This window comes from Streptomyces sp. NPDC044984 (genome assembly GCF_040646935.1).
Classification (GTDB): Bacteria; Actinomycetota; Actinomycetes; order Streptomycetales; family Streptomycetaceae; genus Streptomyces.
The window spans coordinates 306686-331624 of record NZ_JBEZBE010000003.1 but is presented as its reverse complement, the minus strand read 5'-3'; the positions used below and the strand labels follow the sequence as shown (position 1 = coordinate 331624).

At 72.2% G+C, this 24939-nt stretch carries 19 protein-coding genes; 14 read left to right on the top strand and 5 right to left on the bottom strand.

The annotated features are described in order from the left end of the window. The first annotated feature begins 184 nt into the window (after positions 1 to 184). Complete coding sequence (locus tag AB0A94_RS05375; RefSeq protein WP_361739136.1) at positions 185 to 3025, top strand: glycoside hydrolase family 3 C-terminal domain-containing protein; 2841 nt, start codon at positions 185 to 187, stop codon at positions 3023 to 3025. A 193-nt stretch (positions 3026 to 3218) separates the two neighbouring features. Next, on the top strand, positions 3219 to 3677 hold the full coding sequence (locus tag AB0A94_RS05370) for a DUF4190 domain-containing protein (RefSeq protein WP_361739133.1): 459 nt from the start codon (positions 3219 to 3221) through the stop codon (positions 3675 to 3677). 99 nt (positions 3678 to 3776) lie between these two features. On the opposite strand, the gene AB0A94_RS05365 is transcribed toward AB0A94_RS05370, so the two are convergent. Further along, the gene (locus AB0A94_RS05365; protein ID WP_361739130.1) at positions 3777 to 4346 is read right to left on the bottom strand and encodes an NADAR family protein; all 570 of its coding nucleotides are present in this window, start codon (positions 4344 to 4346) and stop codon (positions 3777 to 3779) included. Between the two features lie 197 nt (positions 4347 to 4543). Here AB0A94_RS05365 and AB0A94_RS05360 point away from each other — a divergent pair, with 197 nt between their 5' ends. Genes AB0A94_RS05360 through AB0A94_RS05335 form a run of 6 tightly spaced genes read left to right on the top strand, consistent with a single transcriptional unit; the run spans position 4544 to position 11739 of the window. Further along, positions 4544 to 6079 carry a gamma-aminobutyraldehyde dehydrogenase gene (locus AB0A94_RS05360; RefSeq protein WP_361739127.1) on the top strand — a complete coding sequence of 512 codons (1536 nt, stop codon included), beginning with the start codon at positions 4544 to 4546 and terminating at the stop codon, positions 6077 to 6079. A gap of 50 nt (positions 6080 to 6129) precedes the next feature. Further along, positions 6130 to 7377, top strand: a complete 1248-nt coding sequence (locus AB0A94_RS05355) for a spermidine/putrescine ABC transporter substrate-binding protein (protein ID WP_361739124.1) — start codon at positions 6130 to 6132, stop codon at positions 7375 to 7377. Positions 7378 to 7381: 4 nt separating this feature from the next. Then, on the top strand, positions 7382 to 8560 hold the full coding sequence (locus AB0A94_RS05350) for an ABC transporter ATP-binding protein (RefSeq protein ID WP_361739122.1): 1179 nt from the start codon (positions 7382 to 7384) through the stop codon (positions 8558 to 8560). Beyond that, the gene (locus tag AB0A94_RS05345; RefSeq protein ID WP_361739119.1) at positions 8557 to 9483 is read left to right on the top strand and encodes an ABC transporter permease; all 927 of its coding nucleotides are present in this window, start codon (positions 8557 to 8559) and stop codon (positions 9481 to 9483) included. Before AB0A94_RS05350 ends, AB0A94_RS05345 begins: the two co-directional genes overlap by 4 nt. Beyond that, complete coding sequence (locus tag AB0A94_RS05340) at positions 9484 to 10284, top strand: ABC transporter permease subunit (protein ID WP_361739116.1); 801 nt, start codon at positions 9484 to 9486, stop codon at positions 10282 to 10284. It begins immediately after the preceding gene. Between the two features lie 36 nt (positions 10285 to 10320). After that, positions 10321 to 11739, top strand: a complete 1419-nt coding sequence (locus tag AB0A94_RS05335; protein ID WP_361739113.1) for an FAD-dependent oxidoreductase — start codon at positions 10321 to 10323, stop codon at positions 11737 to 11739. A 26-nt stretch (positions 11740 to 11765) separates the two neighbouring features. Here AB0A94_RS05335 and AB0A94_RS05330 read toward each other — a convergent pair whose 3' ends face one another. Further along, positions 11766 to 12404: a phosphatase PAP2 family protein gene (locus AB0A94_RS05330; protein WP_361739110.1), complete on the bottom strand. Its 639-nt coding sequence runs from the start codon at positions 12402 to 12404 to the stop codon at positions 11766 to 11768. Between the two features lie 429 nt (positions 12405 to 12833). After that, positions 12834 to 14168: a 4-aminobutyrate--2-oxoglutarate transaminase gene (gabT, locus tag AB0A94_RS05325; protein WP_361739107.1), complete on the bottom strand. Its 1335-nt coding sequence runs from the start codon at positions 14166 to 14168 to the stop codon at positions 12834 to 12836. A gap of 305 nt (positions 14169 to 14473) precedes the next feature. Here gabT and AB0A94_RS05320 point away from each other — a divergent pair, with 305 nt between their 5' ends. The 3 genes from AB0A94_RS05320 to AB0A94_RS05310 all read left to right on the top strand — a co-directional run bounded on the left by AB0A94_RS05320 (position 14474) and on the right by AB0A94_RS05310 (position 20266). Further along, positions 14474 to 16885, top strand: a complete 2412-nt coding sequence (locus AB0A94_RS05320; RefSeq protein ID WP_361739104.1) for an ATP/GTP-binding protein — start codon at positions 14474 to 14476, stop codon at positions 16883 to 16885. Positions 16886 to 17011: 126 nt separating this feature from the next. Further along, positions 17012 to 18568, top strand: coding sequence for a PucR family transcriptional regulator ligand-binding domain-containing protein (locus AB0A94_RS05315; protein WP_361739101.1), 1557 nt, complete (start codon positions 17012 to 17014; stop codon positions 18566 to 18568). Between the two features lie 252 nt (positions 18569 to 18820). Then, the gene (locus tag AB0A94_RS05310; protein WP_361739098.1) at positions 18821 to 20266 is read left to right on the top strand and encodes an aldehyde dehydrogenase family protein; all 1446 of its coding nucleotides are present in this window, start codon (positions 18821 to 18823) and stop codon (positions 20264 to 20266) included. Between the two features lie 75 nt (positions 20267 to 20341). Here the strand turns inward: AB0A94_RS05310 and AB0A94_RS05305 are convergent, their stop codons facing one another. Continuing rightward, positions 20342 to 21058 (bottom strand): DUF4190 domain-containing protein, encoded by a 717-nt coding sequence (locus AB0A94_RS05305; protein ID WP_361739095.1) that lies wholly within the window; start codon positions 21056 to 21058, stop codon positions 20342 to 20344. A gap of 115 nt (positions 21059 to 21173) precedes the next feature. Here AB0A94_RS05305 and AB0A94_RS05300 point away from each other — a divergent pair, with 115 nt between their 5' ends. The 3 genes from AB0A94_RS05300 to AB0A94_RS05290 all read left to right on the top strand — a co-directional run bounded on the left by AB0A94_RS05300 (position 21174) and on the right by AB0A94_RS05290 (position 24323). Further along, a complete protein-coding gene (locus AB0A94_RS05300; protein ID WP_361739200.1) occupies positions 21174 to 22289 on the top strand; it encodes an adenosine deaminase in 1116 nt (371 codons plus the stop codon). A 19-nt stretch (positions 22290 to 22308) separates the two neighbouring features. Further along, complete coding sequence (locus tag AB0A94_RS05295; RefSeq protein ID WP_361739092.1) at positions 22309 to 23019, top strand: glycerophosphodiester phosphodiesterase; 711 nt, start codon at positions 22309 to 22311, stop codon at positions 23017 to 23019. A 149-nt stretch (positions 23020 to 23168) separates the two neighbouring features. Further along, complete coding sequence (locus AB0A94_RS05290; RefSeq protein ID WP_361739089.1) at positions 23169 to 24323, top strand: serine hydrolase domain-containing protein; 1155 nt, start codon at positions 23169 to 23171, stop codon at positions 24321 to 24323. Here the strand turns inward: AB0A94_RS05290 and AB0A94_RS05285 are convergent. Further along, the gene (locus tag AB0A94_RS05285) at positions 24316 to 24837 is read right to left on the bottom strand and encodes a hypothetical protein (protein WP_361739087.1); all 522 of its coding nucleotides are present in this window, start codon (positions 24835 to 24837) and stop codon (positions 24316 to 24318) included. The two genes, AB0A94_RS05290 and AB0A94_RS05285, sit on opposite strands and share 8 nt — an antisense overlap. Positions 24838 to 24939: the final 102 nt, after the last annotated feature.

Sequence of the window (24939 nt, the reverse complement as noted above, 5' to 3'; positions counted from 1 at the left end):
CACAAGGGTGACATCGAAGATTCCTCGGATGTATGCGCGATCGCGATGCAGGCATCATGCCCATGGATCTTCCCCGAGGCGTCCGATCCGTTCCGCTCGGATCCCTTGACACCCACCCCCACCCCGAATGAGCATCGAAGCGCTTCGAAAGCGCCTCGTCGCTCCATCCCGAGGGGAACCCCACGTGACCGCACAAACGCCGCCTACGCCGCCTTTCCGCGATACGACCCTGCCGTTCGCGAAGCGCATCGACGACCTCCTGTCGCGGCTCACCCTCGACGAGAAGATCGGATTTCTGCACCAGTTCGCGCCGGCCGTCGAGCGCCTGGACGTCGCCGCCTTCCGCACCGGACAGGAGGCCCTGCACGGTGTCGCCTGGATGGGTCCGGCGACGGTGTTCCCGCAGGCCGTCGGCCTGGGCGCCACCTGGAACCAGGAGCTGGTGCGCCGGGTGGGCGAGGCGGTGTCCCGGGAGGTCCGCGCGATGCGCACCCGTGACGACCGCGTCGGCCTCAACGTCTGGGCACCGACCGTCAACCTGCTGCGCCACCCCCTGTGGGGCCGCAACGAGGAGGGCTACTCGGAGGACCCGAAGCTCACCTCGGCGATCGCCACCGCCTACACCCAGGGCCTGCGCGGCGACCACCCGGCCTACTGGCGCACGGCCCCCGTCCTCAAGCACTGGCTGGCGCACAACAACGAGACGGAGCGCGACACCACCTCCAGCTCCGTCCGCCCGCGCGTGCTCCACGAGTACGACCTGCGCGCCTTCCGGGAGACCGTCGAGGCGGGCACGGTGGCCGGCGTGATGCCGGCGTACAACCTGGTCAACGGCCGTCCGAACCACGTGTCGCCGTACCTGAGCGAGCACCTGCGCGCCTGGACCGAAGAGGACCTGCTGGTCTGCTCGGACGCCGGGGCGCCGTCCAACCTGGTCGACTCCGAGCACTACTTCGACACCCACGAGGAGGCCACCGCGGCGGCCCTGCGGGCCGGGGTCGACAGCTTCACCGACCACGGCACCGACAGCTCGACGATCATCGGACGTATCAGGGGCGCGCTGGAGCGGGGCCTGCTGACGGAGGCCGACGTCGACACGGCCGTACGGCGTCAGCTCTCGGTGCGGTTCCGGCTCGGCGAGTTCGACCCGGGCGCGGACCCGTACGCCGGGGAGCAGCCCTTCGACACCCCCGAGCACCGGGCGCTCGCCCAGGAGGCCGCCGAGCAGGCGATCGTCCTGCTGAAGAACGACGGCCCGCTGCCGCTCGCCCCGGACGCCCGGGTCGCGGTCGTCGGGCTGCTCGCCGACGAGTGCAAGCTCGACTGGTACAGCGGCAGCCTCATCCACCGCGTCACCCCGCTGGAGGGCCTCCACGAGCGCTTCGGCGCCGAGCGCGTGGAGTTCGCCGAGGGCGTGGACCGAGTGCTGCTGAAGACCTCCGCCGGTACGTTCCTGCACGTCCCGCCGGCCCCCGAGGCCCCCGAGGCGGCGCGCGGCGCCGAGGGCGCCCTCGACCCGGCGCTGCTCGCGGGCCGCACCGACCTGCCGCCGCTCACCACCGGAGCGGACGGCACCGAGCTCGCCCTGGCCGACTGGGGCGAGGGCGTGCTCACCCTGCGGGCGCCCGACGGCCGCTACCTCTCGGTCGCCGAGGACGGGTACGTGCGCGCCTCCGCCGACCAGCCGGGCGGCTGGGTCGTGCAGGAGACGTTCCGGCTGGAACCGCACGGGGACGGTCACCTCCTCCGGCATCTGGGGACAGGACGCCATGTGCGGGTCGCCGCCGACGGCGTGAAGGTTGCCGAGGAGGACCCCGAGGTCTTCGAACTGGTCGTCGTCGAGCGCGGGGAGGACGCGGTCACGCGTGCCGCGGCCGGTGCCGACGTGGTCGTGGTGGTCGCCGGCAACGATCCGCACATCAACGGGCGCGAGACCGAGGACCGTACGACGCTGCGGCTGCCCGCCCAGCAGGAGCGGCTGCTGCGCGCGGCCCGCGCCGCCAACCCGAACACGGTGCTGGTGCTGACCTCCGCCTACCCGTACGCGGTGGACACGGCGGACCTCCCGGCGCTGCTGTGGACCGCGCACGGCGGACAGGCCGCCGGCACCGCGCTGGCCCGGGTGCTCGCCGGCGACGTCTCCCCCGCCGGCCGGCTGCCGCAGACCTGGTACGCCGACGACGCCGATCTGCCGGACCTCCTCGACTACGACGTGATCGGCAGCCGGCAGACCTACCTGTACTTCGAGGGCACGCCGCTGTTCCCCTTCGGACACGGCCTGTCGTACGCGGGCTTCTCCTACGGGGAACTGACCGCGGACGTCGACGAGTCGGCGGTGCGGGTCTCCTTCACCGTCACCAACACCGGCGACGTCACCGCCGACGAGGTGCCCCAGCTCTACACCCGGGCCGTGGCCCCCTCGGTCCCGCGTCCGCGCCGCGAGCTGCTGGCGCACCGGAGGGTGACGCTGGCGCCCGGGGAGTCGGCCGGGCTGTCCTTCGTCCTGCCGCTGTCCGCCTTCGCGTTCTGGGACGTGGCGGTGGGCCGGTGGCGGGTGGAGCCGGGGGCGTACGAGCTGCTGGCCGGGGCCTCCAGCGCGGACGTGCGCGCCCGGGCCACGGTCACCCTGGACGGCGAGCCGACCGCCCCGCGCCCCGTCCTCGAGCGCGGCCTGGACGCCGCCGGCTTCGACGAGCAGAGCGGCGTCGAGATCGTCGACCGGACGAAGGCGGTGGGCGACTCGGTCACCGCCGCGGCCGGGAAGGACGGCGAACTCCTCTTCCGGCGTTGCGACTTCGGCGGCGGGGCGACGGAGGTGACCGTGGCGGTGTCCGGCGAGGGCACGGCCGAGGTCTCGCTCGACGGCGGGCCGGTGCTCGCCGAGCTGTCGCCGGGAGCGCCCACCTCCGGCCCGTACGACTACACCACGCTCCGCGCGTCCTTCGCCGTCGTCGACGGTGTGCACGACGTGCGCCTGCGACTGCGCGGCCCGCTGCGGCTCGCGCACGTCGGCTTCTCCGGTTGAGGGTCCGGAGGCGGCCGGCGCGATGAAGGGGCCCGGCACTGGTTTCCACCGGTGCCGGGCCCCTTCGCACCGGGCGTGGACCTTTTCGGGGTGCCGCTCCGAAAGAGGCCCGAGCCCTTGGAATCCGCCCTTCGGGCAGCCGCGCGGTCCCTATGATGCCGGGGTCGGTTCCAACGGAGGAGAGAGCGTTTTCATGTCCGGCTTCAATCCCGCACCCGGTGGGTTCGGGCCGCCGTCCCAGCCCCCGCAGCAGCCGGGCCCCGGTTACGGCTATCCGCAGTCCGGCCCGTCCTACGGCTACCCGTCGGGTCCCGCTCCGCAGGGCATGCCCCCCGCGCCCTATCCGCAGACGCCCGGCTACGCGATGCCCGTGCAGCCGAGCAACGGCATGGGGACCACCGGACTGGTGCTGGGCATCATCGGCCTGGTCTGCAGCCTCACCTTCTTCCTGTGGATCTTCGGCGTGATCCTGGGCATCCTGGCGATCGTCTTCGGCGCCGTCGGCCGGGGGAAGGCGAACCGGGGCGAGGCCACCAACAAGGGCTCGGCGACCGCCGGGCTCATCTGCGGCATCGTGGCCACGGTGATCCTGCCGCTGCTCGGCATCCTGCTGTTCGCCAGTGTCATGGGAGGCATCGGCGCCGCGTCCTGAACGCCCGTCCTGCGGAGGGCCGGTCCGAACGGACCGGCCCTCCCCCGTGTGCGGGAGCTCCCGTTCAGCCGGCCCTCCGCCGTGCGCGAAGGCTCCCGGTCAGCCGGTGCGCAGTCGTCGCCGGGCCTCCATCAGCGCGAATCCCAGCAGGTTCGGGCCCCGCCAGCGCTCCGGGTCGCTCGCCCCCTCGTCGCCGGCCGCGAGGCCGATGCCCCACACCCGGTCCACCGGGCTCGCCTCGACCAGCACGCGCTCGCCCGTGCCCAGCAGGAAACCCCGCAGGTCGTCGTGGGCCGCGAACTTGTGCACGCTGCCCTCGACGACGATGCCGAACCGCTCCCGGAGCCACGTCCCCTCGTCGAAGCCCCGCACCAGCCGCCCGGCCTTCTTCGCCTGCGCGGGATGCCCCGCGGCCAGCACCCGCCGCTCCCCCTCCGGGTCACCGAACAGCCGGGCCTTGGCCGCCATCATCCAGTGCTCGGCGGTCGCGTACTCCACGCCGTCCACCGTGAACGGCGACGGCCACCACTGGCTCAGACAGCTCGCCCCGATCCGGCCGTCGGGCAGCGGCCGGTGCCCCCAGAAGTGCAGGTACTTGATCCTCGCCCCGGCGCGGGCCGCCTCGATCAGCGTCTCCCGCGAGTCCGTCGCCCCCGTGATCCTCTCCATGCACGCGAGTCTGGCAGCAACCACCGACACCCCGTCCTGCCTTTTCCGTGGCCACTCGACACCCGGTCGACAGATTTCGTCGCGTAACCAAAAGGCAACAACGGAATCACTTGTTGGAGTCCCACCGCTCTGTCAGGATCGGCACTCAAATCGAGCTGGAGCCACGCCGCCCCCTCGGGGACACGGAGGAGAGCGACATGCACAACCCGGGCACCACCACCCCGGAACGGTTTCCCGCCCAGGACCGGTTCGCGGACGGCGCGCAGTTCATCGCGGGCCGCCTGACGAAGGGCACCTCGGGCCGGACCCACGCGGTCGTCGACCCGGCCACCGGCGCCGAGGTGTACAGGTACGAACTCGCCGGCCCCGACGACGTCGACGCGGCCGTCGCCGCCGCGCGGGAGGCGTTCCCGGCGTGGGCCGGCGCCACTCCCGGCGAGCGGTCCGACGCCCTGCACCGGTTCGCCGCCGTCGTCGCCGACCGCGCGGAGGACTTCGCCCGCGCGGAGTCGCTGCAGTGCGGCAAGCCCCTGAAGCTGAGCCGCGGGTTCGACGTCCCGGGCACGATCGACAACATCGCCTTCTTCGCCGGTGCCGCCCGCCACCTGGCGGGCCAGTCGGCCGGCGAGTACTCCGGCGACCACACCTCCTACGTCCGCCGCGAGCCGATCGGTGTCGTGGGCTCCGTCGCCCCCTGGAACTACCCGCTCCAGATGGCCGCCTGGAAAATCCTCCCGGCGATCGCCGCGGGCAACACCGTCGCCCTCAAGCCCGCCGAGCTCACCCCGCTGACCTCGCTGCTCTTCGCGCAGGCCGCCACCGACGCGGGCATCCCGGACGGGGTGATCAACATCGTCACCGGCACCGGCGCGGAGGCGGGCGAGCACCTGGTCGGCCACCCCGACGTGGCCATGGTCTCCTTCACCGGTTCCACCGCCGTCGGCAAGCGGGTCGCCCGGATCGCCACCGCCACCGTCAAGCGCCTCCACCTGGAGCTCGGCGGCAAGGCCCCCTTCGTCGTCTTCGACGACGCCGACCTCGACGCCGCCGTCCACGGCGCGGTCGCGGGCGCACTCATCAACACCGGGCAGGACTGCACGGCCGCCACCCGCGCGTATGTGCAGCGCCCGCTCCACGAGGCGTTCGTCGAGCGCACCGCCGCCCTGATGGAGACCGTCCGGCTCGGCGACCCCTTCGCCCCCGGCACCGACCTCGGCCCGATGGTCTCGCACGTCCAGCGTGACCGGGTGGCCGGATTCGTCGACCGGGCGCGCGCCCACGCGCGCGTGGTGACCGGCGGCGAGGCCCCTCAGGGGGACCTGAAGGACGGCGCGTACTATCGCCCCACGCTCATCGCCGACGCGGCGCAGGACAGCGAGGTCGTGCAGTCCGAGATCTTCGGTCCGGTGCTGGTCGTCCTGCCCTTCGACACCGACGACGAGGGCATCGCGCTGGCCAACGACACCCCGTACGGGCTCGCCGCCTCCGCCTGGAGCCGGGACGTCTACCGCACGGGCCGCGCCACCCGCGAGATCAAGGCCGGGTGCGTGTGGATCAACGACCACATCCCGATCATCAGCGAGATGCCGCACGGCGGCTTCGGGGCGTCCGGCTCCGGCAAGGACATGTCCACCTACTCGTTCGAGGAGTACACGCAGCTCAAGCACGTCATGTTCGACAACACCGCGGTGGTCCGCAAGGACTGGCACCGCACCGTCTTCGGGGACCGATAGCAGCCAGGCCGCCCGACCCGCGGCCACCCTCCCGAAAGGGCACCACGCGCATGGAGCAGTACCAGCCCGACCGCCTCTCACCGGCCCAGGCGGCCGCCGTGCGGCGCAGCTTCCGCACCGGCAGGACGGTCCTGTCCCGCCGTTCCCTGCTGCGCGCCTCCGCGGGCGGCGCGCTCGCGGCCGGCGGACTCGGCGCGCTGAGCGGCTGCGGCATCCCCGCGGCCGGCAGCACCCGGGGCGGCGTCCCGGCGGAGGACCACTCGAAGAAGGAGAAGACCGTCAACTTCTCCAACTGGACCGAGTACATGGACGTCGACGACAGCGGGCGCGCACACCCCACGCTGGACGCGTTCACCGAGCGCACCGGCATCAAGGTCGCGTACACCGAGGACATCAACGACAACACCGAGTTCTTCGGCAAGATCAAGCCGCAGCTCGCCGCGGGCCAGGACACCGGCCGCGACATCATCGTCCTCACCGACTGGCTGGCCGCCCGCCTGATCCGCCTCGGCTGGGTCCAGAAACTGGACCCGGCCAACCTCCCGAACGCCTTCACCAACCTGTCCGCCCAGTTCCGCAACCCCGACTGGGACCCGGGCCGCGCCTACTCCTACCCCTGGCAGGGCATATCCACGGTCATCGCCTACAACAAGAAGGCGCTCGACGGCGTCGAGGTGCGGACCCTGTCGGACCTGCTGGACAACCCGAAGCTCAAGGGCCGCGTCGGGCTGCTCACCGAGATGCGGGACACCGTCGGCATGACGCTGCTCGACATGGACAAGGACCCGGCGGAGTTCGCCGCCGACGACTACGACGCGGCGATCGCCCGGCTGCAGAGGGCCGTCGACAAGGGGCAGGTCCGCCGCTTCACCGGCAACGACTACACCGCCGACCTCACCAAGGGCGACTTCGCCGCGTGTCTCGCGTGGGCCGGTGACGTCGTCCAGCTGAAGGCGGACAACCCGGACATCGAGTTCCTGATCCCGGACAGCGGCTACATGACGTCCAGCGACAACATGCTGATCCCCAACAAGGCCCGGCACAAGACGAACGCCGAGCGGCTGATCGACTACTACTTCGAGCCGCAGCCGGCCGCTCAGCTCGCCGCCTACATCAACTTCGTCTGTCCGGTCGACGGGGTGAAGGACGACCTCGCGAAGATCGACGAGGACGCGGCGAACAACCCGCTGATCCTCCCCGACCAGGCCATGCAGGCCAAGTCCCGTGCCTTCCGCTCCCTGAGCGCCGAGGAAGAGACGGAATTCGAAGAGAAGTTCGCGAAGCTCACTGGGGCGTGACGAGATGAAGACGACCGAAGACACCACCACGGCCGGCCACGGCGGCGGGGACGTCCGCCTCACCGGCATCGGCAAGACGTACGGCTCCTTCACCGCCGTACACCCCCTCGACCTGACCGTCCCGCAGGGCTCCTTCTTCGCCCTGCTCGGCGCGTCCGGCTGCGGCAAGACCACCACCCTGCGGATGATCGCCGGCCTGGAGGAGCCCACGAGCGGCACCGTCCACCTCGGCGACCAGGACGTCACCGCGCTGCCGCCCTACAAGCGGCCGGTGAACACGGTCTTCCAGTCCTACGCCCTCTTCCCGCACCTCGACATCTTCGAGAACGTCGCCTTCGGTCTGCGCCGGCGCGGCATCAAGAGCGTGAGGAAGCAGGTCGACGAGATGCTGGAACTGGTCCAGCTCGGCGAGCAGGCCCGCAAGAGGCCGCACCAGCTCTCCGGCGGCCAGCAGCAGCGCGTCGCGGTGGCCCGCGCGCTGATCAACCACCCCAAAGTACTGCTCCTGGACGAGCCGCTCGGCGCCCTCGACCTGAAGCTGCGCCGCCAGATGCAGCTGGAGCTCAAGCGCATCCAGACCGAGGTCGGCATCACCTTCGTGCACGTCACGCACGACCAGGAGGAGGCCATGACCATGGCCGACACGGTCGCCGTGATGAACGCGGGCCGCGTCGAACAGCTCGGCTCGCCCGCCGACCTCTACGAGAACCCGCGCACCACCTTCGTCGCCAACTTCCTCGGCACCTCCAACTTCATCGAGGCCGAGGTCGACTCGAAGTCCGGCGACGAGATCGTCCTCAAGGCCGGCGGCGGCAAGCTGGTGCTGCCCGGGGCCCGCACCAGCGCCCCCGCGACGACCGGCGGCAAGGTGCTGGTCGGGGTGCGCCCGGAGAAGATCTCCCTCACCCACGCCGACGACGCCGGCGAGATATCCGAGGGCCGCAACCGGATCACCGGCCGGATCGCCGAATCCAGCTTCATCGGCGTCTCCACGCAGTTCGTCGTCGACAGCCCGGTCTGCGCCGGCTTCGAGGTCTACGTCCAGAACGTCGACCGCGACACCCGGCTGGTGCCCGGCGCCGAGGTGGTCCTGCACTGGAACCCGGCGCACACCTTCGGACTGGACGCCGCCCAGGACGTCGACGCGGGTGTCGAGACGGTCGGGGAAGAGGTCGCCCGATGACGACGGTCACCGAGGCGCCACCCCTGGCGCCCGCCCCGCCAGAGCGGAAACCACCGCGCGGGCGGGGCCGCTGGACGCCGTATCTGCTCCTGCTGCCCGGTCTGCTGTGGCTGTTCGTGTTCTTCGCGCTGCCGGTGGTCTACCAGGCCTCCACGTCCGTGCAGACGGGCTCCCTGGAGGAGGGCTACGAGGTCACCTGGCACTTCGCCACCTACTGGGACGCGCTGTTCGACTACTGGCCGCAGTTCGTGCGCTCGGTGCTCTACGCGGCCTCCGCGACCGTGCTGTGCCTGCTGCTCGGCTATCCGCTGGCGTATCTGATCGCCTTCCGCGCGGGACGCTGGCGGAACCTGATCATGATCCTGGTGATCGCGCCGTTCTTCACCAGCTTCCTGATCCGCACGCTCGCCTGGAAGACGATCCTCGCCGACGGCGGCCCGGTGGTCGACGCCCTGAACACCCTGCACGTCCTGGATGTCACGGCCTGGCTCGGCTGGACCGCCGGCGACCGGGTGCTCGCCACCCCGCTCGCGGTGGTCTGCGGTCTGACGTACAACTTCCTGCCGTTCATGATCCTGCCGCTCTACACCTCCCTGGAGCGCATCGACCCCCGGCTGCACGAGGCGGCGAACGACCTGTACGCCAGGCCGTCGACCACCTTCCGCAGGGTCACCTTCCCGCTGTCGATGCCGGGCGTGGTCTCCGGCACGCTGCTGACCTTCATCCCGGCGTCCGGCGACTACATCAACTCGGATCTGCTCGGTTCGACCGACACCCGCATGGTCGGCAATGTCATCCAGTCGCAATTCCTGCGGATTCTCGACTATCCGACGGCCGCGGCGCTCTCGTTCCTCCTGATGGCCGCGATCCTCGTCATCGTCACGCTCTACATCCGCAAGTCCGGCACGGAGGATCTGGTTTAAATGACCTTCGTCAATTGGCTCAAGCGCAATCTCGTCGTCATCGCGGGACTGCTGACACTCGCGTATCTCCTCCTGCCGAACGTCGTCGTCACCGTGTTCTCCTTCAACAATCCGAAGGGGCGTTTCAATTACACGTGGCAGGAGTTCTCCACGGAGGCGTGGAAGGATCCCTGCGGCGTCTCCGGACTGTGCGCCTCGCTGTCGCTCAGCCTCCAGCTCGCCCTGTGGGCGACGCTCGGCGCCACCCTGCTCGGCACGATGATCGCCTTCGCGCTGGCCCGCTACCGCTTCCGCGCCCGCGGTGCCGTGAACTCGCTGATCTTCCTGCCGATGGCGATGCCCGAGGTGGTCATGGCCGCCTCGCTGCTCACCCTGTTCCTCAACATGGGTGCTCGGCTGGGCTTCTGGACGATCCTGATCGCCCACATCATGTTCTGCCTCAGCTTCGTCGTGGTCGCCGTGAAGGCGCGCGTGATGTCGATGGACCCGAGGCTGGAGCAGGCCGCGCAGGACCTGTACGCCGGCCCGGTCCAGACGTTCGTCCGGGTCACCCTGCCGATCGCCGCCCCCGGCATCGCGGCGGGCGCGCTGCTCGCCTTCGCGCTCTCCTTCGACGATTTCATCATCACCAATTTCAACGCCGGCTCGACCGTCACCTTCCCGATGTTCGTCTGGGGCTCCGCGCAGCGCGGAACTCCCGTGCAGATCAATGTCATCGGTACGGCCATGTTCGTCATCGCCGTTCTGCTGGTGCTGGTCTCCATGGCCGTCGGCAACCGCCGCAACCGGCAGAAGGCATAGAAACGCATCCGCAGTCCCCCGTAGGGAGTTGAAATCATGGCCCCGAGCGCCATGAGCCGTTGGACGAAATCCCTTTCCGAGGCCCGGCCGGTCTCCTACTGGCTGGACGACCCCGGCAGGCCGGGACCCGAGCCCGCCCTCACCGGCGCCGAGACCTGCGACCTGCTGGTCGTCGGCGGCGGCTACAGCGGGCTGTGGACCGCGCTGATCGCCAAGGAGCGCGACCCCTCCCGGGACGTCGTGCTGGTGGAGGGCCGTGAGGTGGGCTGGGCCGCCTCCGGCCGCAACGGCGGGTTCTGCGCCGCCTCCCTCACCCACGGCCTGCCCAACGGACTGGCCCGCTGGCCGGACGAGATCCCCAAGCTGGAGGACCTGGGCGCCCGCAACCTCGACGCCATCGAGGAGACGGTCGCCCGCCACTCCATCGACTGCGACTTCGAACGCACCGGCGAGATCGACGTCGCCACCGAGCCGTACCAGGCGTGGGAACTCAAGGACTGGTACGAGGAGATCCGGGCCCAGGGCCTCGCCGACGGCATCGAGTACCTGGACACCGAGGCCGTACGGGAACAGGTGGACTCCCCGACCTTCCGGGCGGGCCTGTACGACCGCCGGGGCGTGGCGATGCTCCACCCGGCCAGGCTGGCCTGGGGACTGAAGCGGGCCTGCCGCGAACTCGGGGTGCGCGTGTACGAGCACACCCCCGCCCTCACCCTGAAGCCGTACGGCGCCGGCATGTCCGTACGCACCCCGTACGGGCGGATCCGCGCCCGCACGGTCGCGCTCGGCACCAACGTCTTCCCGAACCTGGTCAGACGGGTCCGCTCCTACACCGTCCCGGTCTACGACTACGCCCTGATGACCGAGCCGCTCACCGCCGACCAGCTGGCGTCGGTCGGCTGGAAGAACCGGCAGGGGCTCGGGGACAGCGCCAACCAGTTCCACTACTTCCGGCTGTCCGCCGACAACCGGATCCTGTGGGGCGGTTACGACGCGGTCTACCCCTACGGCGGCCGGGTGCGTGCCGAGTACGACGACCGGCCGGAGACCTACGCCAAGCTCGCCGGGCACTTCTTCACCTGCTTCCCGCAGCTGGAGGGCGTCCGCTTCACCCACGCCTGGGGCGGTGCGATCGACACCTGCTCCCGCTTCTCGGCGTTCTTCGGCACGGCGTACGCGGGGAGGGTGGCGTACGCGGCGGGTTACACCGGACTCGGCGTCGGCGCCACCCGCTTCGGCGCCGAGGTGATGCTGGACCTGCTGGCGGGGGAACGGACCGAACGCACGGAGCTGGAGATGGTGCGCAGGAAGCCGCTGCCGTTCCCGCCGGAGCCGTTCGCCTGGACCGGCATCGCCCTCACCAAGTGGTCCCTGGCCAGGGCGGACGCCCACGGCGGACGCCGCAATCTGTGGCTGCGCACGATGGACCGGCTGGGCCTCGGCTTCGACAGCTGAGCCGGCGGCCGGTGCCGCCGGGCCGGTCAGCCGGTACCGGTCCGGGAGCCGGGAGCCCCGGCGGACCTCCGACGGCCGCCCCGGCCTGCCAGCAGCCACAGGCCGATCAGCAGCACCGCGCCGAGGCACCAGCTGGCCGCCACGTCCAGCGGCCAGTGGTAGCCCCGGCGCACCAGCCCGAACGAGGCCCCGGCGACCAGGACGGCGCAGACCGCGACGAGCGCGCGGCGCGCCACCGGGGAACGCAGCAGCGGGAGGAGGAGCAGCGTCGCCGCGCCGTACGCCACGACGGCGGTGGCCGTGTGGCCGGAGGGGTAGTAGCCGACCGCCGGGGGCACGGCCGGGGTTCCCGGTCGGTCGGTCCATTCCTTCAGGGGCGCGACCAGCGCCGGCACCAGTGCCATCGCCGCGACCCCGGCCGCGGGCGGCAGCCACCAGCGGTCCACACCTGTGGCACGCCCGCGCAGGGCGACGTACGCCAGCGCGATCACCAGGGCCGGCACGGCGACCTGGACGTTGCCGAGGTCGGCGAGGAGTTCGGAGGCCCGGTCCGGATGGACCAGCTCCCGGCTCAGCCGCTCGTCGAGGCCCACCAGCGGACCGTCGGCGACGACCTGCCAGGTGATCAGGGCGAAGAGGAGAACCGGCGGTCCGAACAGCAGCATGCCGCACAGCTTCGCAGACGGAGGCCCGGCACACGCCGAAGGGCCGGTGCAAGGGGGGAGATGCACTGGCCCTTCGGGAACGGCGTGCCGTGTGAGGTGCCCGGACGGCCGTCCGGACCGGAACGTCGCGCGCCCCGGGGGGTGTGGGGCGGGCGACCGTCCGATCGTGAGGAGACCCGGGGCCCCTGGGGCCCCGGTTCGTGTGCGCGAGGCACGACCAGGTCGAAGCTGGGGAGGCCCCGGCCTGGACCGTCCACGGTTCCCCGTGGACGGGGTGTATCTCTCATCCGCGGAGAAACCTACGGCAGGGGGTGGCCCCGCGACAGGGCCGACGGGCTCCTGTCATCCACCCCGCACACGTTCTTCACACGCTCTGCGCTCGTCGGTCCAGCAGCTCGGGGCAGGCGGCTCACCTGCCCCGATGCCGGCTCAGATGCGCGCGAACGCCTGCTCGATGATGTCCAGGCCCTCGCCCAGCAGGTCCTCGCCGATGACCAGCGGGGGCAGGAAGCGCAGCACGTTGCCGTAGGTGCCACAGGTCAGGACCAGGAGGCCCTCCTGGTGGCAGGCCTTGGCCAGCGCGGCGGTCGCCTCCGGGTTCGGCTCCTTGGTGGCGCGGTCCTTCACCAACTCGATGGCGATCATCGCGCCCCGGCCGCGGACGTCGCCGATGACGTCGTACTTCTCGGCCATGGCGGTGAGCCGGGCCTTCATGACGGCCTCGATGTTCTTCGCCCTGGCGTTGAGGTCGAGCTCCTTCATCGTCTCGATCGCGCCGAGCGCGCCCGCGCAGGCGACCGGGTTGCCGCCGTAGGTGCCGCCCAGGCCGCCCGAGTGGGCGGCGTCCATGATCTCCGCGCGGCCGGTGACGGCGGCCAGCGGCAGACCGCCGGCGATGCCCTTCGCGGTGGTGATCAGGTCCGGGACGATGCCCTCGTCCTCGCAGGCGAACCACTGGCCGGTGCGGCAGAAGCCGGACTGGATCTCGTCGGCGACGAAGACGATGCCGTTGTCCTTGGCGAACTCGCTGATCGCGGGCAGGAAGCCCTTGGCCGGCTCGATGAAGCCGCCCTCGCCGAGCACCGGCTCGATGATGATCGCGGCCACGTTCTCGGCGCCGACCTGCTTGGAGATCTGGTCGATGGCCTGCGCGGCGGCCTCCGGGCCGGCGTTCTCCGGGCCGGTCGGCCAGCGGTAGCCGTAGGCGACCGGGACGCGGTACACCTCGGGCGCGAACGGACCGAAGCCGTGCTTGTACGGCATGTTCTTCGCGGTCAGCGCCATGGTGAGGTTGGTGCGGCCGTGGTAGCCGTGGTCGAAGACGACGACCGCCTGCCGCCCGGTGTACGCACGCGCGATCTTGACGGCGTTCTCGACGGCCTCGGCGCCGCTGTTGAACAGCGCGGACTTCTTGGCGTGGTCGCCCGGGGTCAGCTCGGCGAGCGCCTCGGCGACGGCCACGTAGCCCTCGTACGGCGTGACCATGAAGCAGGTGTGGGTGAAGTCGGCGAGCTGGGCGGAGGCGCGGCGGACGACGGCCTCGGCGGAGGCGCCGACGGAGGTCACGGCGATGCCGGAGCCGAAGTCGATCAGCCGGTTGCCGTCGACGTCCTCGATGATGCCGCCGCCCGCGCGGGTGGTGAACACGGGCAGCACGGAGCCCACGCCCTGCGCGACCGCGGCGGTGCGGCGGGCCTGCAGCTCCTGCGACTTCGGGCCGGGGATGGCGGTGACGACGCGGCGCTCCTGCGGAAGTGCGGTCATGCGGGGCTCCTGGGGGGTGTTTCGGACGCTTGCGTTCTTTTCTCGCAGGCTAGGGCCGCCGAAGAGGGCTGGGCATGCTCCATGTGGGCGTTGTCCGGGGTCTGTCGTTGTCCGTGATGGACATAGCGGGGGCGGGTTTGCCCACCCGCGTTCGCGGGGTGCCGCCGCGCCCACCCGTGCCGCCCCTGCGGCACGACTGCCCGCAGCCGTGCCGGACCGGCCGCGTAAGCAGTGAACTCGGCCTGCCAGGGCGTTAGATTGACTCGCTGATGGCGGATGGAGCGGCTGCTCAGGGGGCAAGGGCGATGGACAGCGACGGTACCCAGGACGCACGGGGCACGCATGCCGACCCCGTACCGCGCCCGGCGGGCCCGCCGGACGTACCGAAGACGCCACCGCGCCCGAGCCGGGCCCCGGGTGTACCGCCCGTACCTGAACAGGCTCCCCGGTCCGCGTCCACCGTCGCCGCATGGCTCGACGCGGAGCGGCCGGCCGCCCGGCCGGGGATCTGGCGGTACGGCTACCGCCCGAAGCAGATCCCGGAACGAATCGCTCCGATGACGGTCGCCGGCATGCTGATCCCGGTCGCCCTGGCGATCGGGGCATGGTCGCTCTGGCAGCGCGGTTACTTCCCGTTCAAGGGCGCCGTCCTGCGGCTCTTCACACCGAACGACTGGTGGTGGGCCGGTTCGGTGGTGACTCCCAAGCCGGTCGAGGGACGTGTGGAGCCGCTCCCGGGGATGCTCTTCCTGCATGTCGCCGACGCCGTCTTCTTCGCCGCGCTCGTGCTCGCGGTGGGTGCGCTCGGCAGCTGGCGGGCCATCGTCCGCCACTACGTGAGCCGTGTGTCCCAGCCGGGACAGGCCCTGATCGCCGCCGGTCTGGCCGTCCTCGTCCTCGGTTTCGTCTTCCCCGACGCCTTCCCGGGGCTCGGCTGGGCGGAGGCGCCGGTCGTCTATCCGCTGCTGTCCCTCACCGTGCTGATCACGGACAGCTACGACCTGATGGCCTCCACCCTCTACACGTACACGCTGTACACGGTCGTCACGCTGCTCGTGCTGTGGCCGTTCGCCCGCCTCGGCGACTGGTGGCCGTACGCGAAGAAACTGCTCGCCCCCCGCCGGCCGGCCACCGTCGCCCCCGACGTACCCGACCGGCCCCGCTCCCAGTGGCCCGCCCTCCGCGACGCCGGCCAGCACGAGGCCGCGGACCTGCTCACCGCCGAGGTCGCCGGCGGCCGGATGAACGACGTCGACTGCGCCCGCATCGAGCACGCCTTCGCCGCCGCCCGGCGCACCGCCGCTCTGGGCGCCTTCCGCGACACCGTCCTGAGCCGGGGCGGCGCGGCGTGGACGCATCCCTCCGGCGCCCGGGACGTGCCGCGCCGGACCGCCCACCACGACCTGCTCGCCGGTCAGGTGCGCATCGGACGCTGGGTGGAGCACGAGCACGCCCCGCAGCCGTACCACGGCGCGGGAGCGGCCCTCGGCCCCGACGTGCTCGGCACCTCGCTGCTCGCCGTCGGCCCCTCCGGGTCCGGCAAGACCCGCACCCTCGTCGAGCCGGTGACCGAGGCGCTCGCCGTGCAGGCGCTCACCGGGAGCTGTGCCGTCGTGGCCGTCTCCGCCGCCGGGAGCCCGCTCGGCGGAGACGACCTCTTCGACGTGATCGTGCGGATCGGTGACGCGTCCTCGGTGCACGACCTCGACCCGTACGCCGAGTCCGACGATCCGGACGAGGCGGCCGCGATGCTCGCCGAGGCGCTGGTGGGCGACCTCGACACGGGCGGCGCGCAGGGCGCCGCCACCGCCCTGGCACAGCTGCTCGGCCCCTTCCGGACGGTGCACGGGCGCTTCCCCGCCCTGCCGGAGCTGCGCGAGCTGCTGGAGGGCGAGGGGAGGGCGCTGACCCCGTTGCGGCAGGCGCTCGCCGAGAGCGGGAACGACATCATGTGCCGCGAGCTCGACGCGCGCGTCCGGCAGACGGGTACGCCGGGCGACGCGGGCCGGCCCCTGGCCGACCGGCTGGCGCTGCTGGACCGGCCGGTGTTCGCGGGCTTCTTCGGCAGGGGTGGCCCGGGCCGGCTCTTCTCCCTGCGCGCGATCGCCCACCACCCCCTGCGGGTGCGGATCGACCTGCCCGAACACGGCCACGAGGAGGCCGGCCGGCTGATCACACGGCTGGTGCTCGCGCAGTTCCACGCCGCCGTCCGGGTCGGCCGGCGCGCGCACTTCGCCGCTCTGGTCCTGGACGACGCGACCGGCACGGTCACCGCGGAGTCGGTCCGGCGCATCCAGCGGCTGCGTTCGCAGAACGCGGGCGTGCTGCTCGCCCTGCGCACCGTCGGGGACGTCCCCGAGTCGCTGCACGGCCCGCTCTACGGGGCGGTGGGCTGCCGTATGGCCTTCTGCGGTGTCACCACCTGGGACGGCAACCGGTTCGCACAGACCTGGGGCACCGAGTGGGTGGAGACCACGGAGGTCGCCAAGCACACCGTCTTCGCCGACCAGCCGATGACGCGGTTCCTCCACGCGGTGCGCAAGCGGCTGACGGGTGAGGACGTGACGACGGAAGCGGTCACCGTGCGCCAGGTCGAGCGGGAGCGGTGGTCGGCGTCGCAACTGGCGCACGCGGTGCCGCCCGGGCACGCGGTGCTGTCGCTGACGACCGTCGAGGGCGAGCACGCGCCGCCGCTGCTGGTGGACCTGCGCGGGTGATGTCACCGGCCGGGCAGCCGGGGACCGTACAGTGAGGCAGAATCGACAGGAGCCGTTCATACACGACGGCCAAAAGATCACCGCGTTCTCACACACCCGACGCAGACCCGAAGGCTCAAGGCACCCATGCCCCCGACACTCGCCTCGCTCGTCCACCACTCCGCGCTCAAACTGACGGTGCGCGCGGGCGAGGACCGCCTCGACGTGCCGGTCCGCTGGGCGCACGCCAGTGAGCTCGCCGACCCCGTGCCGTACATGGAGGGCGGGGAGCTGTTGCTGATCACCGCGCTCAAGCTCGACGCGGAGGACCGGGAAGCGATGCGCCGCTATGTGAAGCGGCTGGTGGGTGCGGGTGTCGTCGGGCTCGGCTTCGCCGTCGGGGTCCACTACGAGGACGTCCCGGACGCCCTGGTCGACGCGGCGCGCGCGGAGGGCCTGCCGCTGCTCGAGGTGCCCCGCCGCACTCCTTTCCTCGCGATCAGCAAGGCCGTGTCCGCCGCCATCGCCGCCGACCAGTACCGCGCGGTGACGGCGGGATTCGCGGCCCAGCGGGAACTGACCCGCCAGGCGCTGGCCGAGGGGCCGGCGGGACTGCTGGCCGCGCTCGCCGCCCAGGTCGACGGGTGGGCCGCGCTGTACGACGCCTCGGGCGCCGTCGTGGCCGCGGCACCGGAGTGGGCGGTGCGTCGCGCCGCGCGGCTCGTCCCGGACGTGACCCGGCTGCGGGAGCGGCCCGCGCCCGCCTCCTCGGTCGTGGCCGGCCCGGAGAACGAGGACCGGGTCGAACTGCACTCCCTGGGCACCGGCCGGCGCCCCCGCGCGGCGCTCGCCGTCGGCACGGCCGCCGCCCTCGGCACCGCCGAGCGGTACGCCGTCCACTCCGCGGTCGCCCTGCTCACCCTGACCACGGAACGCTCCCGCTCCCTGCACGCCGCCGAGCAGCGCATCGGCGCCGCCGTCCTGCGCATGCTGCTCGCCGGGGAGCCGGACCACGCCCGCGCGGTGGCCGGGGACCTGTACGGCGGCCTGCTCGACGCGCCCTTCCGGATCATCGTGGCCGCCGGGGGCGAGGCGAACGGTGACGCCCTCGGCGCCCTCGCCGAGGTCGCGGAGTCCGCCGCCGCCCGCTCCGGGGAGGTGGTCCTGGTCGTGCCGGAGGGGAACCGGCTGGTCGTACTGGCCTGCGACGGCGGCGCCGTCGTGGCCGCCTGCCGCGACCACGCCGCCGCGCGGGAGGCGGCCCGCAAGTCCGACGACGACGAACTGGTCGTCGGACTGTCCGCACCGGCCGGACCGATCGCCGCGTCCGCCGCCTACAAGCAGGCCGAACAGGCGCTCTCGGTGGCGCGGCGGCGGGGGCGGGTGCTGGTGGAGCACGAGCACATGGCCGCCGGGTCGGTGCTGCCGCTGCTCGCCGACGACGCGGTCAGGGCGTTCGCCGACGGGCTGCTGCGCGCCCTGCGCGAACACGACGCGACGGGCCGCGGCGACCTCGTCGCCTCCCTGCGCGCCTGGCTCTCCCGCCACGGCCAGTGGGACGCGGCGGCGGCCGACCTCGGCGTCCACCGCCACACCCTCCGCTACCGCATGCGCCGGGTGGAGGAGATCCTCGGCCGCTCCCTCGACGACCCGGACACCCGCATGGAGTTGTGGCTGGCCCTGAAAGCGACGACGTCGGAGTAGCACCCTGCAGCCCGTCCGGCGTTCGAGGACGAGGCCCGCAGGGCCGATGGGGGTCTGGGGGCGCAGCCCCCAGGGACGGGAAGGGGCGGCGGGGGCGAAAACCCGAAAGCTCGCACCCCCACCCCGCCAAACCGTAGAACCCCCACGCCCCCACCACTACGACTCGGCCAAACCCCCCGCGACGACCCCGCCCCTACCGTGGTTCCCACACCCATGGATCACCCCCCAACGCGGAAGGGCCGGAACCCGCACATGACTTCCACCACCGCCTTCTGGCTCGCCGGCCGCCAGGCCACCGGCGAGACCACCTTCGACGTCACCTCCCCCTGGGACGGCCACACCGTCGGCACGGTGAGCGTCCCGACCGACGCCCAGGTCGAAGAGGCCGTCTCCGCCGCCCACGCCGTCCGCGAGGACTTCGCCGCCACCCCGGCCCACGTCCGCGCCGCCGCCCTCGACCACGTCAGCCGCCGCCTCGCCGAGCGCACCGAGGAGATCGCCCGCCTGATCTCCGCCGAGAACGGCAAGCCGGTCAAGTGGGCCCGCGGTGAGGTCGGCCGCGCGGTCTCCGTGTTCCGTTTCGCCGCCGAGGAGGCCCGCCGCTTCAACGGCGGCGAGGCCCAGCGCCTGGACACCGACGCCGGCGGCCAGGGCCGGCTCGCCTTCACCCGCCGCTTCCCCAAGGGCGTCGTCCTCGGCATCGCGCCGTTCAACTTCCCGCTGAACCTGTGCGCCCACAAGATCGCCCCCGCGATCGCCGCGGGCGCGCCCATCATCCTCAAGCCCGCGCCCGCCACGCCCCTCTCCGGTCTGATCCTCGGTGAGCTGCTCGCGGAGACCGGGCTGCCCGCCGGTTCCTGGAGCATCCTCCCGGTCCCCAACGACCGCATGCCCGCCCTGGTCCAGGACGAGCGGCTGCCGGTGATCTCCTTCACCGGCTCGGAGACGGTCGGTTACGCGATCATGGATTCGGTGCCGCGCAAGCACTGCACCCTGGAGCTGGGCGGCAACGGCGCCGCCGTCGTCCTCGCCGACTTCGCGAGCGACGAGGACCTGGACCGGGCCGCGCAGCGCATCGCGACCTTCTCCAACTACCAGGGCGGCCAGTCCTGCATCTCCGTGCAGCGCGTGATCGCCGACGCCTCCGTGTACGACCGTCTGCTGCCGCGCATCGTCGCCGCCGTCGAGGCACAGGTCACCGGTGACCCGAACGACGACGCGACGGACGTCGGCCCGCTGGTCAGCGAGGCCGCGGCGCAGCGCGTGGAGTCCTGGGTCGACGAGGCCACCGCCGCGGGCGCGAAGCTCCTCACCGGTGGCAAGCGCGACGGCGCCTCCTACGCGCCGACCGTGCTCACCGACGTACCGGCCGACGTGACGATCTCCCGCGAGGAGGTCTTCGGACCGGTGCTGACCGTGCAGAAGGTGGACGGCGAGGCCGCGGCCTTCGCCGCCGTCAACGACTCCAAGTACGGCCTCCAGGCGGGCGTGTTCACGCACGACCTGCAGACCGCCTTCCGGGCCCACCGGGCGCTGGAGGTCGGCGGTGTGGTCATCGGCGACGTGCCGTCCTACCGCGCCGACCAGATGCCGTACGGCGGCGCCAAGCAGTCCGGTGTGGGCCGCGAGGGCGTGCGGTTCGCGATGGACGACTACACCTACGAGCGCGTGATGGTCCTGACGGGCCTCGCGCTCTGAGCCACCTGGAGAAGGCCGACGGCCCGGGCCCGCTGTGCGGGGGCCCGGGCCGTCGGTCCGTGACGACCGGCGCGGTCAGCGGAAGGCGGGGGCGGTGGCGGCCGGACGGTGGGCGCCGTAATAGTCCTCGTCCTCCCAGCCGTCCTCCTCGCTGTTGATGGCGGCCACGACGCCGATCGCTATCAGGACGATCACGGCGATGCCGAGGACGAGGCCGATGATGCCCGTGATCAGGCCGGCCTGGGCCTGCCCGTGGTTGTCCGCCAGGCCCTGCTCGGCCTTCTGCCGGCCCTTGATGCCGAAGACGATGGCGAGGATGCCGAGGACGACGGAGACCACGCCGTACAGGCAGAACAGGCAGCAGGCCAGGATGCCGAGCACCATGGCCGCGACGCCCATGCCGTTCTGCCGCTGCATCGGCATGCCGGGCCAGCCGTACCCCGACGGGTAGCCGGGGTATCCGTAGCCGCCGGGTGCGCCGGGGCCGGTGGGCGCGACGGGCGGCGGAGGCAGCTCGGAGCCCTGGGGGGCGAACGGCGTGGTGCCGCCCGGGGGCATGCCCCCGGCGGGCGGGACGAAGCCCGCGCCCGGCATCCCGGCGACGGTGGGCTGGTCGTGCACGGAGGGCGGCTGCGGCGCGGACAGTCCGTCGGCGACGGTCGGCGTGCCCGGTGCCTGTGGCGGCCGGCCGGCGCCGGACGTGCGGTCCTCGCCCGATGAGATCCTGTTCTCCGGGGCCGCCCAGGGATCGTCTGCGCCCGTGTCCCCGCCCGGCTGCGTCGCGTCCGTCATCTGGAGTTCCCCCCTGGCCCTCGATCGTCCGGCCATGCTACGGCTCCGCCGCCCCGCGCCGCCCCGCACCCCCTCCGGCGACCGCCTACGATGATCCCGAGTCACCGATCAGCCGATCATCCGCGTCCCGCCGCCCGTGCGGCCCGGGGCGCCGTTCCGGGGAGGAACCTTGACCGACCGTCTCGTCGAACCGCGCGTCCCACGCGACCTGCACGCCTTCATCGCCGGGCTGCCCAAGGCCGAACTGCACGTGCACCACGTCGGGTCCGCCTCCCCCCGCATCGTCTCGGAGCTGGCCGCCCGCCACCCCGACTCCAAGGTCCCCACCGACCCCGAGGCCCTGGCCGACTACTTCACCTTCACGGACTTCGCCCACTTCGTCGAGGTGTACCTGTCCGTCGTCGACCTCATCCGCACCCCCGAGGACGTACGGCTGCTGACCTACGAGGTGGCGCGCGAACTGGCCCGGCAGCAGGTGCGGTACGCCGAGCTGACCATCACCCCGTTCTCCTCCACCCGGCGCGGCATCGACGAACGTGCCTTCATGGACGCGATCGAGGACGCCCGCAAGGCGGCCGAGACCGAGCTCGGGACCGTGCTGCGCTGGTGCTTCGACATCCCCGGCGAGGCCGGTCTTGAGTCCGCCGAGGAGACCACGCGGCTCGCCACCGACGACCGGCTGCGTCCGGAGGGCCTGGTCTCCTTCGGTCTCGGCGGACCCGAGATCGGCGTGCCGCGCCCGCAGTTCAAGCCGTACTTCGACCGCGCGATCGCCGCCGGGCTGCACTCCGTGCCGCACGCCGGCGAGACAACGGGGCCGGAGACGGTGTGGGACGCGCTCAACGAACTGGGCGCCGAGCGCATCGGGCACGGCACCAGCTCGGCCCGCGACCCCGAGCTGCTCCGGCACCTGGCCGAGCGGCGCATCCCGCTGGAGGTGTGCCCCACCTCCAACATCGCCACCCGCGCGGTGACCGACCTCGACGAGCACCCCATCAAGGAGTTCACGCGGGCCGGCGTCCTGGTCACCGTCAACTCCGACGACCCGCCGATGTTCGGCACCGACCTCAACAACGAGTACGCGGTCGCCGCGCGGCTGCTGGAGCTCGACGAGCGGGGTCTGGCAGGGCTGGCGAAGAACGCGGTCGAGGCGTCGTTCATGGACCCGGCCGGCAAGGCGCGGCTGGCCGCCGAGATCGACGCCTACACCTCGTCCTGGCTCGCCTCCTGACCACCCGCGAAGGGCCGCCATGCAGAACGTGACCGCCGTGGCCCACCGCGGCGACCCCTACCGTGTCCGCGAGAACACCCTCGCCTCGCTGCGGTCCGCGCTCCACCGGGGCGCGGACGCGGTCGAGATCGACGTACGCCTCACCCGGGACGGCGTCCCGGTGCTGCTGCACGACGACACGCTGAAGCGGCTCTGGGAGCACGACCGTCCGCTGCTGTCGCTGTCGTGGGAGGAGGTGCGCGGGGTCACGGACGACGGGGTGCCCACGCTCTCCGACGCGCTGGCGGCGACGGACGGCGGCCGAGTGATGATCGACCTGCCCGGCACGCCGGACGTCCGCGCGGTGCGCCGGGTCGTGGACGCCGTGCGCGAGCGGGGCGCCCAGGACCGCGTCTACTACTGCGCCGGCGCCCCCGCCATGCTCGCCGTACGGGCGGCGGACCCGTCCGCCGAGATCGCGCTCACGCGCACGACCCTGGCACCGGCCCGCGCCGGTCTGCTGGAGGCGATCCGGCCGCGCTGGCTGAACTACCGCTTCAGCCTGGTCGACCGCGCCCTGGCGGACCGTGTCCACCACGCGGGTTACCTGCTCTCCGTCTGGACCCCGGACACCCGTCGCTCCATGCGCCGCCTGCTGGCCCTGGGCGTCGACTCGATCACCACCAACCGCATCGACGTCCTGTGCGCGCTGCGGGACACCGGGGGCCGGCCGGGGCGGCGGACACCTTAGGGGCAACCCCTGACAACTTCCCTGTCCGTCCAGGGGAGTTGGTCGGGGGCGCACCAGGGCGGGTACCCTCCCCGACGACGATCCGGAGGTGCCCCGCGCGGCCGGAGGATGATCACGTCCTTCCGCCGAACTCCCCCGAGGAGCAGCCGATGCACCCCCGCCGTCGCACCACCCTTCTCGCCGCCTCCCTCGTCCTCGCCCTGGGCGCGGGCCCGCTCGCCGCGCCCGCGTTCGCCTCACCCGCCCCGTCGGCGCCCGTGTGCGGTACCGCACCGTCCCACCAGGCGTTGTGCGAGGCGATCGAAGGACTGCCCGACGGAGACGCGACCGCCGCGCTCGTCCGGCTGGGCGGCACCGGGGGTTCCTGGCAGGGCAGTTCGGGGGTGCGGGACCTGGTGAGCGACCGGGCTGCCGACCCGGACGCCCGGTTCAGGGCCGGTTCGACGACCAAGGTGGTGACGGCCGCCGCCGTCCTCCGGCTGGCGGCCCAGGGCGAGGTCGACCTCGACGCGTCGATCGAGCGTTATCTCCCCGGCCTGCTCGGCCCCGAGTTCACCACGCCCGTCACCGTACGGAACCTGCTGAACCACACCAGCGGCATCCAGCCGGGCGTCAGTTGGGGGAACACCTTCGAGGAGCAGTACGCGCATCGCTACGACACGCTCACCCCGCGGCAGGTCGTGAAGTCGGCGGTCGCCAAGGGACCGGCGTTCGACGCCGGTGAGCAGCAGCAGTACCTCAACATCAACTACACGATCCTCGGCATGCTGATCGAGAAGGTGACCGGACGGTCGTACGCCTCCGAGGCCACCCGGCTCGTGCTGCGCCCCGCCAAGATGTGGCACACGTACTTCCCCGGCACCGACCCCCGCATCCGCGGACCGCACAACCACGGCTACCAGGCGGTTTCCCAGCCGGACGGGACGACCCGGCTCGTCGACGTCACCGAGTGGAACGTGGCCGACCGCTGGGCGGCCGGGGACATGATCTCGACCACCGCCGACCTGGAACGGCTCGTCACGGCCCTCTTCAGCGGACGGATCGTGCCCGAACCGCAGTTGCGGGAGATGTTCACGGTCCCGGCGACCATCGAGGGCGCCGCCTACAGCGCGGGCCTGACCCGCTGGGAGCACGAGGGCACGGTCTACTGGCTCAAGAGCGGTGCCCGCCCCGGTTACAGCACGATGATCGCCGCGACCGAGGACCTGAGCCGCACCCTCGTGTACTCGCTCTCCGACACCGACGCGAAGGACACGACGTCGAACCCGGTCGCCGACCGCATCCGGATGGCCGCCCTCACGTAGCGAGCGCCGGGACCGCGTTCGGCGTGAGCGCCTCCAGCCGCTTGATCTTCCGGCGTACGACGTACAGCGGGATCACGCCGAACACGCCGAACGCCATGTCGATGACGCTCCACCAGAAGGGGATGCCGCGGACCGGGCCGCAGATCAGCGCGAGCGGGATGATGCCGGCACAGGCGATCATGCCGAACTCGACGACCCAGATGTTGCGGACGGGGTCGCGGTAGGGGCCGTAGAAGGCGACGGCGATCACGAGGTGCGCGAAGGCGAGCCAGTCGGTGCCGTAGAGGAGGAAGGGGTACTCGGCGTCGGCGGTGTCGAGCCCCTGGCGTACGCGCTCGATCCAGTCCATGAGGGCGGGGAGGTGCTCCGGCGCGGACAGGGACCGGAGCAGGTCCTCGGTCCAGCGCAGTTCGTGCACCAGCGGGAAGGCCGTGGCGCCGCTGAGCACCAGGCAGACGACGAAGAAGACCAGCCAGGCGCGAATGCCCTTGAGCAGGGCGGCTCTGTCGCTCATGGCAGCAGCGTACGCCGAGAGTTGAACGTGTTCAAAAATGGGGTCCGCCCTTGGAGACACGTCGGCCCCGGACGGTGCAGCACCGTCCGGGGCCGACGCTTC

What these genes read in the sequence shown, in the direction of transcription:
- AB0A94_RS05370 (WP_361739133.1), top strand. Translation starts at nt 3,219, where the DNA reads ATGTCCGGCTTCAATCCCGCACCCGGTGGGTTCGGGCCGCCGTCCCAG.
- AB0A94_RS05365 (WP_361739130.1), bottom strand. Translation starts at nt 4,346, where the DNA reads ATGGAGAGGATCACGGGGGCGACGGACTCGCGGGAGACGCTGATCGAG.
- AB0A94_RS05360 (WP_361739127.1), top strand. Translation starts at nt 4,544, where the DNA reads ATGCACAACCCGGGCACCACCACCCCGGAACGGTTTCCCGCCCAGGAC.
- AB0A94_RS05355 (WP_361739124.1), top strand. Translation starts at nt 6,130, where the DNA reads ATGGAGCAGTACCAGCCCGACCGCCTCTCACCGGCCCAGGCGGCCGCC.
- AB0A94_RS05350 (WP_361739122.1), top strand. Translation starts at nt 7,382, where the DNA reads ATGAAGACGACCGAAGACACCACCACGGCCGGCCACGGCGGCGGGGAC.
- AB0A94_RS05345 (WP_361739119.1), top strand. Translation starts at nt 8,557, where the DNA reads ATGACGACGGTCACCGAGGCGCCACCCCTGGCGCCCGCCCCGCCAGAG.
- AB0A94_RS05340 (WP_361739116.1), top strand. Translation starts at nt 9,484, where the DNA reads ATGACCTTCGTCAATTGGCTCAAGCGCAATCTCGTCGTCATCGCGGGA.
- AB0A94_RS05335 (WP_361739113.1), top strand. Translation starts at nt 10,321, where the DNA reads ATGGCCCCGAGCGCCATGAGCCGTTGGACGAAATCCCTTTCCGAGGCC.
- AB0A94_RS05330 (WP_361739110.1), bottom strand. Translation starts at nt 12,404, where the DNA reads ATGCTGCTGTTCGGACCGCCGGTTCTCCTCTTCGCCCTGATCACCTGG.
- gabT (WP_361739107.1), bottom strand. Translation starts at nt 14,168, where the DNA reads ATGACCGCACTTCCGCAGGAGCGCCGCGTCGTCACCGCCATCCCCGGC.
- AB0A94_RS05320 (WP_361739104.1), top strand. Translation starts at nt 14,474, where the DNA reads ATGGACAGCGACGGTACCCAGGACGCACGGGGCACGCATGCCGACCCC.
- AB0A94_RS05315 (WP_361739101.1), top strand. Translation starts at nt 17,012, where the DNA reads ATGCCCCCGACACTCGCCTCGCTCGTCCACCACTCCGCGCTCAAACTG.
- AB0A94_RS05310 (WP_361739098.1), top strand. Translation starts at nt 18,821, where the DNA reads ATGACTTCCACCACCGCCTTCTGGCTCGCCGGCCGCCAGGCCACCGGC.
- AB0A94_RS05305 (WP_361739095.1), bottom strand. Translation starts at nt 21,058, where the DNA reads ATGACGGACGCGACGCAGCCGGGCGGGGACACGGGCGCAGACGATCCC.
- AB0A94_RS05295 (WP_361739092.1), top strand. Translation starts at nt 22,309, where the DNA reads ATGCAGAACGTGACCGCCGTGGCCCACCGCGGCGACCCCTACCGTGTC.
- AB0A94_RS05290 (WP_361739089.1), top strand. Translation starts at nt 23,169, where the DNA reads ATGCACCCCCGCCGTCGCACCACCCTTCTCGCCGCCTCCCTCGTCCTC.
- AB0A94_RS05285 (WP_361739087.1), bottom strand. Translation starts at nt 24,837, where the DNA reads ATGAGCGACAGAGCCGCCCTGCTCAAGGGCATTCGCGCCTGGCTGGTC.